Consider the following 13,655-nt stretch of genomic DNA (forward strand, 5'->3'; position numbering starts at 1 on the left):
CTGCCCGGTCCCTGTTACCTCCACGTGGGCATTGCGGCAATGTTGGCCGATCGCCCAGTTGCCCCGCAGCGCAGCCCCCGTCATCGGTGCAGAAGCAGTCGAACCTGGTGATCCGGGTACGCGGAAGCGGCGACCGCAGTGTCATTCCCTCAGTAGGAGGAATGATTCAGCGCGCTTCCGGTATCCACATCGCGCATACGATCACAGCGATGTAGCGTCTGTTGCGAGAATCATTCACTGATTTCGTTCTTCAGGAATGATTCGCCGAGAATCCGTTGGCATTCATCGATAACCAGTGACGGTGGGCCACCTGTGTCGGTTCGAGCCCGTTTTCTGGTGGTAACACGGCTCCGGGCTGTGTTCCGCGCTCATACAGAAAAGACGTGCGATTTCCCCATCGAAGGATCTGATCATGTCGACCAGCCTTGCTCCGAAGACCGCCGACGTCTCGTTGGATGTGATGGGTCGTTATGTATGCAACGGCCTCGACGAGGCTCTGGCCAGCACCGATACCGCCGAGCAACCGCATGCAGCTGCTCATCCGCGTGGCCAGGCTGGCCCAGACAGAAGCGGAACAAGGCGCCGCAGGCCGACGGGGATCACCGCAAGAGATGGCTGCTGAGCGGGATGTGAAGAAACGGCTGAGCCAACTCACGGTTGACCTTGCCATCCTCGGCATCCAGCGCGCACAGTTCGACGCGCTGGCGGAGGAGTTCGACCGCCTGGTGGCGGAACTGGAGTCTCTGGAAGCCTGTTCTCCTTCGGCTCGGCGCTCACCGGGACGCCTGTCCTGGTCGAAGCGCCGCTCTGGGCAGTGGTGTTCGTTCGTGTCGGGCACCTGGCCGTGGCCGGCTTCCTCTTCGGCGTCTGGATTCACCCGTCGGCAGTGGAAGAGGGCAGTAGTCGACATCACGCAGGCCTGTGCTCGCCGTGCACGTCATCTGGATGTGGCTCATCGTCGCCGTGGCGATGGGTGCGCAGTACCAGTGAGAGCGATGCCTCAAGGTGATGCCGTCAGCGGTACCACCCGAGTGAGTCAGCTCTGTGCGGCGAACCGCACGAAGCAACTCCACCCTGCCGGAGCCATGTTGATGTGTGGGCCCTGAAGCTTCTTCGAGTCGCGGACGTGCACGCGAGAAGGGGAGTGGGCGACCTCCACGCACTCGCCGCCCTCTCCGCCGCTGTAACTGCTCTTGAACCAAGACAGCTCTGCCGAACCCGTCGACGGTGATGCCTGCGTGCTCATCGGTCTCCCAGCAGCTTCTCGATCAGGGCCATGGACTCGCGTGGTGTGAGGGCCTGGCCTCGAATGGTTCCGTAGCGCACGGCCAGCATACGTACCTCCTCCGGGTCGGTGACGAGGTTGGCCACACCCTGTACCTCCGAGTATCCGAGCTGCGGTTTGCCCTTCGGCGTGAGCAGGATGAAGGGACCGTCCACGCCCGCGTATCCCTCGCAGTCCATGGGCAGGATCTGGATCGTTGTGCTGCGGAATTGGCTGGACACAAGCAGGCGCTTGAGCTGTTCCCGCTGTACGGCCGGTCCGCCGATCTCACGCCGAAGTACAGACTCATCAAGCACGACGGTGACCACCGGAGCTGGCCAAGCCGTCAGAATCTCTTGTCGATCCAGTCGAGCGGCGACCCGCTCCTCGATCGTCCTCTCGTCGAGCAGGGGTTGCCGCACTGCGAAGGTGGTACGTGCGTAAGGCTCGGTCTGAAGAAGTCCTGGGACGGTCAGTGTGCTGAAAAAGCTGATCTCCACCGCTTGGGTCTCTAGGCGTGCGTAGTCCTGAAACCACGCCGGGTGCCGCACCCTTGCCCGCGCCTTCGCCCGCCCCACGTCCTCCGTCGCAGCCCGCAGCAGTCCACCCGCGTCCAGCAACTCATCCGCCGCCGCCAGGAAGTCCGGCTGAGGTGTGCGCCGGCCGCGCTCCAACGAGCGGATCAGGTCCTCGCTGTACCCCAGCTGCTCGCCCAGCTCCCGTTGCGTCAGCCCGGTCCGTTCCCGCAGCAGCCTCAGCTGACGGCCGATCACGCGGAAGAGTTCCGCTGCGTCGTCGTTGTCTTCAACCGGTCCCGTGAACTCCACCCCGCACCACCCCCGTTCCGCTCGCCTGCCACCTTCACCACCACCACCGGCGTACAGACTGTCGCGCCCTTAACGGCAGGCTACGGCGCACCACCGGCTGAGCAGCCCGAAGCGGCGAAGCGGCACCCCATCGTGTGTCCCTCAGTGCCCAGCGCTGTCCGCCCCCGCCCCACTCAACGCCACTCCTCCGACGGACTGGCTCTACCCGCTCGCTGGTGTCTCCGCCTACCCGCTCACCCGCCTACGGCGGCCCACCGCGCGCGACCTCCTCAACATCGACCTCGACCATCTGAACACCGATCGCATGGAGCGCATGACGGGGCTTCTGGAGCAGAACTTCAAGGCTGCTTTGCGGGCCAGTAAGGCCGGTGGCGTCAGGATCCCCCCGGTTTCGTGCCGTCGGCAACGTAATCCGATGAAGCCTTGACCTCCCGCTGCGGGCCATATGTATCGCTCCGCTTCGAAGTGTGCGGAACCGGCGAGGCATCTGGCCGGTTTCTCCGTTCGTTGTTGAACGGGTCACCGTGCGCACCGATGATGTTCAGGCGCATAGTGCCCGCGCAACTGCTGTCCGAGCCGAGACGAACCTGGCCTCGGGAGTGAGCGGTTCGGGGACACCGACAGAACGGGGGCGGGGGAGTGCCGCAGATGCACGCGAGCGGCCGGACAGCGGCGGGTGGTGCATGAGGCAGCGCATGCAGGTGGCGCTCCAGATCATGCTGGTGCTGGTCGCATGCTTACTGGGCATCGCCACCAACTACGCCACCAGCACCGACGACGTTCCCTGGGTGTTGCAGGTCATCCAGCGCGTGTCCGTACCGGCCATCGGTCTGCTCGTGGTGGCCATGGTGGTGGGCCAGGTCTTCGTGTACCGGCTGGAGAACCCCGCATCGCCGCGGGTCGAATGGCCGCGTGACAGGGTCCCGTACCCCGGGCTGGACGCGTTCGACGAGCACGAGGCACCGGTCTATTTCGGCCGCGAGTCGCAGGCCGCCGAGCTCACCCGCAGACTCCACGGCACCGCGACCCGGCCCGCTGAGCGCTTCCTCCTCCTGGTCGGCGCATCGGGCAGCGGCAAGTCCTCTCTGGTCAGGGCCGGTGTGATGCCCCGGCTCAGAGAGCGCCGGTGGACTCTCGTCCCGGCCTTCTCACCCGGAGCGAGCCCGCTCGCCGCACTCGCCGCAGCACTCGCCGATGCCGTCGGCGGGCAGGAGCCGGCCGCTGCCGTGCTGCGGCGGCTGCGCCAAGGCCCGGACGGTCTGCGGGCGGAGCTGTCACGGCTGCGCGGCGGACGCTTCCGACGAGTACTGGTCGTCATCGACCAGTTCGAGGAGCTCGTCACCCTCGCGGGGGAGCGGGAACGCGCCCAGTTCCTCGACGCCCTGCGCCAGTGCCTGGAACGCGACCCCGCAGTCCGCGTGCTGGCCACGCTCCGGGTGGACCTGCTCGGCCGGCTCCTCGGCACCAGCCACGCCGAACTGCTCCAGCATCCCGTCGCCATCGGCACCTTGGGCCGGGCACAGCTGGCCCAAGTGGTGGAGTGCCCGGGAGCCCTGGTGAGCCTCGGCTTCGCGCCCGGAGTGGTCGACACCATCGTCGACGAGACCGGCACCGACGACGCGCTCCCGCTGCTGGCCTACCTTCTCCAGGAGCTGTACTTCGCGTCCGGTCCCGGCGGGACGGTCACCGAGGAGCTGTACCGCCAACTCGGCGGCGTACCCGGCGCGCTGGCGCGGCAGGCCGACAATACTGTGGCGAGCCTCGGTTCGGGGGTGGGCATCGACGCCGTCCTGCGCGTCCTGCTCAAGTTCGTCACCGTGGAGGGCCAGGACGTCGCCCGCCGGCACGTAATGCTTTCCGAGCTGACGGAGCAGGAGCGCCATGTGGTGGACGCGTTCATCGACGCGCGCCTGCTGCGCACCGGCGTACGCGGCGATGTGCCCGCTGGACAGGAGCCGTACGCGGAGGTGACGCATGAGGCCCTGTTCCGTCAGTGGGCCCCGCTGCGGCAGGAGGTCGAGGCGCACGCCGAACGGCTGCGTGAGCGTGCCGAGTTGGAACGTTGGGCGGGGGACTGGGAACGGTCGGGCCGCAGCGACGACTACCTCCTCACCGGCGAACGGCTCGGCGCGGCCCGACGCTGGCTCCAAGCCCTGGAGGGCTCGGGCGGGGCTTCCGCTCCAGCCCGTGCGCTGGTCGAGGCCTCGCAGCGCCGTGACCTGACCTTCCTGAGCCGTGTCTCCGACAGCATCGGCCGCACGGTGCTCGCCAGCGCGGAGACCGAGCCGGAACGCGCCCTGCTGCTCTCCCTGGCAGCGCTCGGCGAATGCACGCCCACACCGTCGGCCCGTCGTGGCCTGATGGCCGCGCTTGCCGTCGGCCACCTCCGTACGCGCATCGACGGGCACACGGACACCGTCCGTCACATTGCCTGGTCCCCGGACGGGCGGATGCTCGCCACCGCGTCGAGGGATGGCACGGCTCGCATCCACGACGCGCACTCGGGTCGCACTCTGCTGGTCCTGCCGTGCGAGGGAGTCATGGTCGAGTCCGTCGCCTGGTCGCCCGATTCGACCAAGGTGGCTACCGCCGGGCGGGACCGGGTCGTCAGGATCTGGGACGCGGCGTCAGGCGAGCCCCTGCGCCTGCTCTCCGGCGCCGAGGACGTCGGCAGGCAGGTGGCCTGGTCGCCCGACGGCCGGTACGTCGCCGCCGGCTTCAAGGACCAGGTCGTGCGCGTCTGGGATGCCGGGACCGGGACCCTCGTACACGAACTGCGCGGGCACGGCGGCGACGTCTGGGGCGTCGCCTGGTCCCCGGACGCGCGTCGCCTCGCCTCCGCGTCCCATGACCAGACGGTCATCGTGTGGGACGCGGCGGCAGGCGCGGCCGACGTGACGCTGACCGGGCACTCCGACTTCGTCGAGGGTGTCGCCTGGTCCCCGGACGGAAGGTCCCTCGCGACGGGCTCCGGAGACCACACGGCCCGCATCTGGGACACCGCCACCGGCGAACTGCGGCTGCTGCTGCGCGGACACACCGACTACGTGTGGAACCTGGCCTGGTCCCCGGACGGCCGGATGCTCGCCTCCGCGTCATCCGACCGGACCGTGCGCATCGTCGGCACCGAGGACGCGAAGGTCCTGGCTGTGCTGCGCGGACACACCGACACGGTGTGGGGCGTCGCTTGGTCGCCGTGCGGCACCCGGCTCGCCACCAGTTCCACCGACGGCACCGGCGTGGTGTGGGACCTGCGGCCGCGCGGCGCCGAGGCCATGTGCGCCGACGGGCACCAGGGGCCGGTCAACGAGGCGGCATGGTCGGACGACGACAGCCTCATCGCCACGGCCTCGGACGACGGCACGGTACGTGTATGGGACGCGGCAACGGGCGCTCCGGCCGGTCCCACGACCACACTGGACGACCGGGCGTGGAGCGTGTCCTGGGCACCGCAGGGGGACCGGCTCGCCTTCAGCACCAACGACGGCCTGCTCCAGGTCGCCGACGGTCGGGGCGGCACGCTGTTCGAGCACCGTGGTGAGGTCGTCGAAGGCTGCGCCTGGTCTCCCGACGGCCGTCGCCTCGCCACCGGCGGGCACGACGGCACCGTACGCGTGCTGGCGGCCCGCGACGGCACCGAACTGATGAAGCTGACGGAGCACCAGGACTGGGTGGGGCGCGTGGCCTGGTCACCGAGCGGGCGGCTGCTCGCCAGCTGCTCCGACGACCGCACCTGCCGTCTGTGGGACACAACCGAGAGCCGGCAGCTCACCGTCCTTCGTGGCCACGACAACTACGTGGAGGACGCGGCATGGTCCCCGGACGAAGCACAGGTCGCCACCGCCTCCGGCGACTGGAAAGCCGCCGTGTGGGACGCGGCCACAGGACGACGCATCGACCTACTGAAGGGCCACGAGGGCCGGGTCCGTGCCGTCGCCTGGTCTCCCGACGGCCGGTCCATCGCCACCGGGTCGGACGACGGCACGGTACGGGTCTGGTCGGCCGCCACCTTCGAGGAGGCCGCAGTCGTCGGAGTGCACCAGGACAAAGTGACGTCGGTTGCCTGGTCCCGCGACGGCGCGCGGCTGCTGACCGGTTCCGCGGACGGGACGGCCCGGGTGTGGCCGGCGGTCCCTGACTACGACCGTCTGGAAGCAGCCGCGCGCACCCGGGTCTTCCGCACGCTCACGGAGGAGGAGCGGCGTCACCACATGCTGCCGCTCGACCTGTCGTGACCGACAGTGATCAGTAGCGTTCCTCGACCGTGCGGTCGTCCGTGCTGACGAGGTAGTCGTCCGGGTCAAGGTTCATCGCCTTGCGCTCGGGCGACGCCCAGTAGGCGGCATTGCGCTCCGCGAACGTCTCGGGGCCGTCGTAGGAGATCAGCCAGACGAACTGGCTGCGCTCCCGGTCGATCCACGCCCCGCCGATCGCGAACCCCAACTCCAGGCGCAGCGGCGCGATCTCGTCCCGCCATCGCCCCACCCACTCGTCGAGCAGGCCGTCCCGGACGGTGTACGTACGCAACTGTGTCGTCTTGGGCATGGGAGACATCCTCACCCAGTGTGCACTGCTGCGCCACACCTCCTGCGGCGTGCCGGTACCTGCGCCGCTTCCGGAACCGACTTGTCGTCACCCCAGTGTGCGTGACAGCCCGGTACGGCGTGCGTGACGTGCGGTACCGGCACTCGCGGTACCGCCTGTGTCACTGGTCTGCTTGCGACGGGTCAGACACGTTGAGTCACGTGAACGTACAGATTCCTCACCGCCTCGCATCTGACACGGGTGCCGAACCTGCCATCGCCGGCCGCCGCTTCATGGTGCTGCTCTCGTCCACCCGACGCGGGGCGCGTATCGCGCGCCGGCTGACCGAGCGGCAACTCGCCGACTGGCAGATGCCGTCGGAGGCCGCCGAGCACATCGTCGCGGAGCTCGCGGCCAACGCGATCCAGCACGGGCGCGTCACGGGGCGTGATTTCCGGCTCACCCTGGTACTCGACACCCACGGCGTCCTGCGCATCGAAGTGACCGATGTACGCGCCGAGCGCATGCCTTCGCCCGCGCCGACGACCGCGCCGGACGCCGAGTGCGAGAGCGGACGCGGCCTGCTGATCGTGCAGGCCCTCGCGGACCGTTGGGGCGTCGACCTCAGCCCGGACCCGCCGACCCGCAAGACCGTGTGGGCCACGCTGAGGCCCCGGCCGCATTCCTGAGGCGGCGCCAGCCTCTCGCAGACCACTCGGCCGCTGCATGCCCGACTGCGGAGGCTGTGTCACCGACGACGCCACCTGCAGCCCTTCACCAGCCCCGGCCGCCTGGTTCCGGCCTGGTGGCAGACTCCTCGCTCGGCTCCGGCCTCCGCCGGTTAGGGTCGGACATGTCCGCCAACCGTGCCTGCTCGTGAGGTAGCCATGCCCGCCCCCGTTCCGGGTCTCCCGGACCAGATGCTCCAGCACTTCGGCCGCGACGGCCTCCGCAGGTTTGGGCCGGCGGACCTCCAAAGCGCACACCTTCCTCAAGAGGCGAGGGAGTTCCTGCAGGAAACCGGTGTTCCTGAGAGTGTGGCGCCTTACTTCCGCAGCCCCCGTCCCGACCAGCCGACGGCCCTGGGGGTGACCGCCGCCCGCCTGTCGCAGCCCGCAGTTCCGACGGAGATGTACGCGTGGCCGCGGATCGGTGGCGATGGCCTGGCACATCTCTGCGTCCGCCCCGACGGAGCGGTGCATGCAGTCGTGCTCGTCGACGTCTGCGACGACATGTTCGTCAGCAGCAACCTGGCCACCTTCTGCGAGTCGATGGTGGCCCTGGATCTTGCGCAGCCGCGGTTCGCTGCCTCGTCGGGGCTGGCGGAGGCCGCGGCGGTGTTCCGTGAGCTCAAAGCGGAGCTGCGTCGGATCGATGAGCAGGCCTTCGCCGAGCGGGAGAACTGGTGGCCCCGCGTCCTCGACGACGTCCGCCACACGCTCAACTTCCCTTTCTCCTCCGCCTTCGAGTACGTCGATGCCTCCGGGGCCAAGCAGATCGTGACGGAGGCGACCGGACCGGGGCAGCTCCACCCCGAGGAGATCATCTGGCGGCGGCTGTCGGGCAGCGGCGTGGAAGCCACACAGGTACGACGGGTCTACTGCGAGCTGGAGCCGTGCCTCATGCCCGGCCACTACTGCGCGGTCTGGTTGCAGGAAACTTTCCCGCACGCGGAGTTCACGCACAGCTTCGACTACGGAGACACTGCTGCCTCCCGTGAGGAGGGTCTCAAGGACCTGATCACCCGCGCTGCCGAGCAGGCGAGGCGTCAGTGACGCGATGGGAGCGGCCCGCGGCAGGCCGTGAGCCCGCAGCCACAGCACTTCTGGGCTGGCTGAAGGATCCGCACGCGCCGAGGCTCTGCCTGATATCGGGGTCTGAAGGATGCGGCAAGTCGACGCTGCTTGCATGGCTGGTTCGCCACGGAGGCAGTTCGGGAGTGCCTGCCGAGCGAGCCGTCCATGTGGTAGCGCCTTTCGCCGGCGACAGTCTGCAAGGCTTGACCTGGGCTCTGGCAGACCAACTGGACGTCGTGGCGCGCGCTCCCGGCGAGCTGCTGGACAGACTGGGCCCCGATACGCGACGGACCGTGATCGTGCTGCCGGACGTTCGCTCCGAAGACGTCGCCGAGTTCGCGGGGAAACTCGCCGGTCTGGCCCATCTACGCCTGATCGTCGAGGCCCGCACCGGAACTGCCCCTCACGAGGCGCTGACCGGGCGAGGCTGGGCAGAGCTGGACTTGGACCTGGAACAGTGGACGGATCCTCAGCGCTTCGAGGAATGGGGAGCAGCGCACCCTCCGACCTTCGGTGTGGACGCCACCGCTTGAGCAACCTCGAAGCCGGTCGACTTGTCAGACCCGGCTGCTGTCTGTGCCGCCGACCCCTGGTTCGTCACGGCCGCCTATGAGGCGGACGCCGACGAGGAGCACGGTGGTCTGCGAAATGCCTGGCTCAGGGCAGGGCAGTCCCTTTGCCGGGATCAGTCGCCGCCCTCCCGCGCACTGGTCCTGCGCACCGCTCTCTGGGAAGGCGCCGACCCAAGGTTGGCGCCGGCTCTCGATGCGCTCGCCACAGGCGGACCCTGGAGGGTGGACTGGGTGAGAGTGAAGGGTGATGTCGCTCCGCCATGGCCGGGACCGGTGGCCTCGCTGACGGTCGGAACCGGCCCCTTGGAAGGTTCCCTTGCCACCGTCGACCACCTCGGTACCGTCCGTCTGCTGAGTATGGAGGATGGCTCGCCGCAGGGGCGGACAGCGTCAGGAACGTCGAACATCACCGGGTTGTCCGCGCTCTCGGACGGCACGCTTCTCGCCTTGGACGCAGCCGGCCGAACACACGCCGACAGAACACGGGTGGATCATCAGTCCCGCTCAGGTATCGAGGCGTTGCTGAACGACGGACCGGACGAGAAGCAGATCCTTGTGGAAGTGCTGCAGGACCACGTGGGCACAGCGATCGCCACAACAGTGAGCTCGGACAAGGGAATCGCAGTCCTGGGGGATGCGTCCGGCACAGTGCGCGTGTTCGGCGATGTGACGGGCGCGGCGGCACTTCATGAGGGGCGCGTGACAGCTGTGGCGGCACTCGAGGCCCCTCTCGGAGGAGGCGCGACGGCACCACTGCTCTACAGCGGTGGAACGGACGGGACGGTGCGGGTATGGACTCCTGGCCATGACCCCTTGGTTTCCCCCCTGATTGGCCGTGCGTGCGGAGTAGTGGCCCTCGACGCGGCATGGAGCGAAGACGGACCGCTTCTCGCAGTCGCCTGGGCGGACGGGCTTGTACAGCTCCACTGCGTCGAAAAGGGCCGGCATCTCAACTTCCGCCCTGGGGCGCCTGTTCGGGCCGTCGTGGTCACTCCCAGCCGCTTCGTCGTGATCGGTCTGGACGAAGCGATCGTTCGATTGGCAGCTCACGCTGAGCGGTCGGACTGGAGCCAAGACCCGGCGGAGTGAGCTCGGACTCATTTGATATGACTGTCATGCAAAGAAGTTGACGGTCTATCAATCAGCGTCAAGGCTGGCGTGGACCGGCCGACGACGGGGGAGTCGCACGTGGGAATGAAGCTGCCCGATGACCTGGTCGAGGTCCTGAACCTGGTGGGGGTCGACTGGCCGCAGATCGACGAGGACGAGGTGAAGGGCTCGGCCAAGGACTACAGGAACCTTGCCGAAGGCGTCCGTGATGCGGTCCGGGAAGGCAACGACGCCTGCTCGCACATCGTCGGCGGTAGGAGCAAGGGCGAGACCGTCACGGCCATCGATCGGCGCTGGGGCAAGCTCACTACCAGGGATCTGGCCACGTTCGCGAAAGGCTGCGACGACCTGGCAGGCGCACTCGATGAGTGCGCAGACCTGATTCTCGGCTGCAAGATCGCTATCATCGCGGACCTCACGACCGCCGCTGCCGCCGCTACCGCAGGCGTCGTCGGCATGTTCTTCACCTTCGGCGCGAGCGGCCTGCTGTCCGCGGCCGCCATAGGTATTGCGCGCGTGGCCGTCCATGAGGCCATCGACTATGCCATCAGTGAGATCACGTCGATCGTCACTGAGAAAATCGAGAGCAAGATCCTCGCGGAGATCGAGAAGCTGTTCACGGACCGGCTCGGCGGTGGCGGTACATACGACGTCATGGCCCCAGGCAACGCGGACATGGCTCAGGGTCTGGTCATCGAGTTCGATGAGTTCGACCGCGCCTCTGGTGATTACAGGAAGACGGCCGATAACTTCGACAAGAAGAAAGGTTCCTTCAAGGAGGGTGGCGGGAATCGTAAGAGTTCGGTCAAGAAGGACAGTCGGTTCCACAAGCTCGCCACCGTGATGGACAAGGCCGAGGATGCGGTCGATAAGAAGGCCGACGAAATGGTCAAGACCCTTGAGGAGCACGGCGGCAAGATCGACAAGAGTAAAAGCGGCCACAAAGAGGAAGACGAGCGCCGTAAGCGGGAGTTTGAGAAGTGTAAGAATGGCGGCGGCGACGATGAAGTCCGCACCTATTTGCTCAACGCCGACGGGTCGGTGCAGCGTCTTTATGAAGACGGGCGAACGAACTCTCTCGACGATGCTGACAAGAGCCGACTTAACGGCGTGGTACTCAACAACGGGAAGGCATGGATTCCCGACACTCCCAAAGAGAAGAGCGAGTTCTACGCCGATGCAACACATCCCGGCAGGGCTCCTTCGAGGAAGATCGACTTCGACAGCAAAGACGATCTCGTGCAAGCAACGCAGGCAGCCCGAATCGCGCGAGACGACTACAAGGGAACCAACTACGCCGCCGGCCGGTACATCGATCCAGGGACCGGAAAGGAATCCATTCTCGTCGGTTACAGCAATAAGAACGGACACTCCGAGCGAATGATTGGACGCCCGCTCATACACAATGGAAAAGAGGACGGACTCACCGAGGTTTTCACAGAACGAGAACCCTGCAGGAAGAATCCTCAATGTGCGCGCTGGCTGGATTATTACTTCAAAAATGACCTGAACGTCACGCACGTCGCCGACTACTATAAGCCCAACGGAACCACCACGAACGCGGAGCACACTAGATACCTCGACTATTTGAAACAGGCGCATGGTAAGTAGCGGCACGGTAAGGTAGGATGGCGATCGTGAAATTCTCCGTTACTTCGATCCAGTTGGTGCGGGCCTATGGGCTGGAAAACATTGTGTACTTCCCGCAGAGCGGGCACGCTGAATTCGATCCGCGCTCGGCGAACTTTCTGAGCTCTGTTGGGCTTCCGCATTCAGAGGTTTTCGCCTCTCGGGAGAACGTTGAGGACCCGTACCCTGCCAGTTTGGACGCGATCACCTTGGGGAGTCGTTTCGATCACTACGGAATGCCTTGTCCGGCGGAGAGCCGGTCGTGGTGGATGCTCGGCTACTTGTTCACCTCTCTCGTGGCCGTCGATCCCAAGTCGGGAACGATCTACGCCTTCCCGGAAGGAGCCACCGGTTATATCGAGCTCCACCGAGATGTCGAGTCCCTGGTGTACGCGCTCATCGAATTCCGCAAACTTGAGGTCGACCACGACAACGACGTTGACCCGGAGGAGCTGTCAGCGCGTTTCAAGCAAGTGGTCGGTGCCTTCGACCTCACCCCCTTCGCCGACGAGGACTCCCAGTGGAATCTGTCACTGGAGGAACTGGAACACGGCATCTGGTGAGGACGCGTCCTCGGGCTGCGTGGGTCGGACCTGCTGAGCCGACCAAGGGCCGCCGCGTAGAGGTCCTGGACGCCTCCCGGGGAACGGGCGCCCTCGGGGCCGACCTCCAGATCGCTCTCCTCGCCGAACGCGTTGGTGCCCTCCCTCGTCGATCAAAGTCGACGGCGGCGAACCCGTTGGCTGCTGAATGGCGAGGTCACGCTACCCCGTTGGTTGCCTGCTGGTGTGGATGAGGGAGGGCGCGGGCTGGTCATCGTGGACGCGCTGGCCGACGACTGGGGCGTTCGGCCGTATCCGCCGTCCGGTCAGTTGTTGCGTGTGATGCCGTTCGTCAGCCTTCCCGGAACAGGCCCCACGGGCCCAGGTCAGCTTCACAACTCACCCAACCCGTACGGCCCTTCTCATGTCACGGCCCGACCGGGACGCACACCATGTCCGCCGAGGCCGTAGAACTACTCGGCCTGAATCGCTTCTGCAGGGACCTCGAAGACGATCTCGAGCCCGTCGCGCTCGTTCCCCTGCTCGCCGACGCGCGTGAAACCGAAGCCCGCGATGGTGGCCAGGGAGGCGTTGTTGTCGGATCTGATAGTGGCCCGCACGGTCCTGACACGGGGTTCGGCGGCGGCCCTGACAAGCAGCGCCGTCAGCATGGCGCGGGCATAGCCCTGGCGGCGGTACCCGGGCACGACGGTGTAGCCGACCTCGACCATGCCGGCCTCGTCCGGCGGCCCGTGGAACCCGGCGTCGCCGACGACGGCCCCGTCCGGCTCGGACACCGCGGCCCGCGTGATCCAGGGCGCGGCAGACCGGTCCTCGGCGAGCTGGTCAGCGCGATGGCCGAAGATCCAGCGGGCCCGGTCGCAGACGAAGTACTCGTCAAGGGCGACCCCGGCCTCGGCGCTGCCGCCAGCCAGGTCACCGTCGGCAAGCGCCCGCAGCGCCTTTGCGGTGAGCTCGACGAAGCGGACGCGTTTGGGGATTGAGGGAAGTTCGTTGTTCATCGCGGAGATGCTCGCCCAGCACCGTAGGGCTGTCCACCGCTTTACGGCCTCGGCAGACGTGGTGATCGTCCCGGTCGGGCCGAGACATGTCGCGAGATGGGTCTTGGCGTAGGTATCGCGGCGTCCGTGCGGCCCCTCTCTCGTCTCCGACCGATCCGCGCAGCGGGCCACCCACCGCCGGACAGGCACCGAACTCGTCCTCGTCCGCGACACCGCCCGCTGGTTGATCAGCGCGGCCGTCCCCGGTCTGCGCGCTGAACTTCCCCTCCAGGACCTGGAGTTACTTGCCCGAGGTCCATCCTCCTGCGAGGATCACATGATCGATGACGCTGGGAATTCCTCAGCATCTTGAGCATCCAGGGAGCTTCG

General features: G+C 67.0%; 11 protein-coding genes. 7 read left to right on the forward strand and 4 right to left on the reverse strand.

Going from position 1 to position 13,655, the window contains the following annotated elements; genetic code table 11:
* Positions 1-1,036: 1,036 nt before the first annotated feature.
* The gene (locus SLUN_RS33260; RefSeq protein WP_108153631.1) at positions 1,037-1,246 is read right to left on the reverse strand and encodes a DUF397 domain-containing protein; all 210 of its coding nucleotides are present in this window, start codon (positions 1,244-1,246) and stop codon (positions 1,037-1,039) included.
* The gene (locus SLUN_RS33265) at positions 1,243-2,091 is read right to left on the reverse strand and encodes a helix-turn-helix domain-containing protein (RefSeq protein ID WP_108153632.1); all 849 of its coding nucleotides are present in this window, start codon (positions 2,089-2,091) and stop codon (positions 1,243-1,245) included. The genes SLUN_RS33260 and SLUN_RS33265 overlap by 4 nt, the downstream gene beginning before the upstream one ends.
* Positions 2,092-2,774: 683 nt before the next feature.
* Between SLUN_RS33265 and SLUN_RS33275 the strand changes: the two genes are divergently transcribed.
* Positions 2,775-6,326: a WD40 repeat domain-containing protein gene (locus SLUN_RS33275; RefSeq protein WP_254709970.1), complete on the forward strand. Its 3,552-nt coding sequence runs from the start codon at positions 2,775-2,777 to the stop codon at positions 6,324-6,326.
* Positions 6,327-6,336: 10 nt separating this feature from the next.
* Here the strand turns inward: SLUN_RS33275 and SLUN_RS33280 are convergent, their stop codons facing one another.
* Positions 6,337-6,636, reverse strand: coding sequence for an NIPSNAP family protein (locus SLUN_RS33280; RefSeq protein WP_108153634.1), 300 nt, complete (start codon positions 6,634-6,636; stop codon positions 6,337-6,339).
* Positions 6,637-6,908: 272 nt separating this feature from the next.
* Here SLUN_RS33280 and SLUN_RS33285 point away from each other — a divergent pair, with 272 nt between their 5' ends.
* The 6 genes from SLUN_RS33285 to SLUN_RS33310 all read left to right on the forward strand — a co-directional run bounded on the left by SLUN_RS33285 (position 6,909) and on the right by SLUN_RS33310 (position 12,285).
* Positions 6,909-7,304, forward strand: a complete 396-nt coding sequence (locus SLUN_RS33285) for an ATP-binding protein (protein WP_108155075.1) — start codon at positions 6,909-6,911, stop codon at positions 7,302-7,304.
* Between the two features lie 231 nt (positions 7,305-7,535).
* A complete protein-coding gene (locus tag SLUN_RS33290; RefSeq protein WP_254709973.1) occupies positions 7,536-8,390 on the forward strand; it encodes an SUKH-4 family immunity protein in 855 nt (284 codons plus the stop codon).
* 224 nt (positions 8,391-8,614) lie between these two features.
* Positions 8,615-8,944 (forward strand): hypothetical protein, encoded by a 330-nt coding sequence (locus SLUN_RS33295; protein WP_159100384.1) that lies wholly within the window; start codon positions 8,615-8,617, stop codon positions 8,942-8,944.
* Between the two features lie 312 nt (positions 8,945-9,256).
* Positions 9,257-10,072 carry a WD40 repeat domain-containing protein gene (locus SLUN_RS33300; RefSeq protein WP_108153637.1) on the forward strand — a complete coding sequence of 272 codons (816 nt, stop codon included), beginning with the start codon at positions 9,257-9,259 and terminating at the stop codon, positions 10,070-10,072.
* A gap of 105 nt (positions 10,073-10,177) precedes the next feature.
* A complete protein-coding gene (locus SLUN_RS33305) occupies positions 10,178-11,704 on the forward strand; it encodes a nucleic acid/nucleotide deaminase domain-containing protein (protein ID WP_217505245.1) in 1,527 nt (508 codons plus the stop codon).
* A 17-nt stretch (positions 11,705-11,721) separates the two neighbouring features.
* Complete coding sequence (locus SLUN_RS33310; RefSeq protein ID WP_108153639.1) at positions 11,722-12,285, forward strand: SUKH-4 family immunity protein; 564 nt, start codon at positions 11,722-11,724, stop codon at positions 12,283-12,285.
* 452 nt (positions 12,286-12,737) lie between these two features.
* Here the strand turns inward: SLUN_RS33310 and SLUN_RS33315 are convergent, their stop codons facing one another.
* The gene (locus SLUN_RS33315; protein ID WP_170146633.1) at positions 12,738-13,286 is read right to left on the reverse strand and encodes a GNAT family N-acetyltransferase; all 549 of its coding nucleotides are present in this window, start codon (positions 13,284-13,286) and stop codon (positions 12,738-12,740) included.
* Positions 13,287-13,655 lie beyond the last annotated feature (369 nt).

This window comes from Streptomyces lunaelactis, assembly GCF_003054555.1.
GTDB classification, from domain to species: Bacteria; Actinomycetota; Actinomycetes; order Streptomycetales; family Streptomycetaceae; genus Streptomyces; species Streptomyces lunaelactis.

Bases quoted from the DNA above. Each gene is read 5' to 3' on its own strand.
- SLUN_RS33260 (WP_108153631.1), bottom strand. From the start codon at position 1,246: ATGAGCACGCAGGCATCACCGTCGACGGGTTCGGCAGAGCTGTCTTGG.
- SLUN_RS33275 (WP_254709970.1), top strand. From the start codon at position 2,775: ATGAGGCAGCGCATGCAGGTGGCGCTCCAGATCATGCTGGTGCTGGTC.
- SLUN_RS33280 (WP_108153634.1), bottom strand. From the start codon at position 6,636: ATGCCCAAGACGACACAGTTGCGTACGTACACCGTCCGGGACGGCCTG.
- SLUN_RS33285 (WP_108155075.1), top strand. From the start codon at position 6,909: ATGGTGCTGCTCTCGTCCACCCGACGCGGGGCGCGTATCGCGCGCCGG.
- SLUN_RS33290 (WP_254709973.1), top strand. From the start codon at position 7,536: ATGCTCCAGCACTTCGGCCGCGACGGCCTCCGCAGGTTTGGGCCGGCG.
- SLUN_RS33305 (WP_217505245.1), top strand. From the start codon at position 10,178: ATGAAGCTGCCCGATGACCTGGTCGAGGTCCTGAACCTGGTGGGGGTC.
- SLUN_RS33310 (WP_108153639.1), top strand. From the start codon at position 11,722: ATGGCGATCGTGAAATTCTCCGTTACTTCGATCCAGTTGGTGCGGGCC.
- SLUN_RS33315 (WP_170146633.1), bottom strand. From the start codon at position 13,286: ATGAACAACGAACTTCCCTCAATCCCCAAACGCGTCCGCTTCGTCGAG.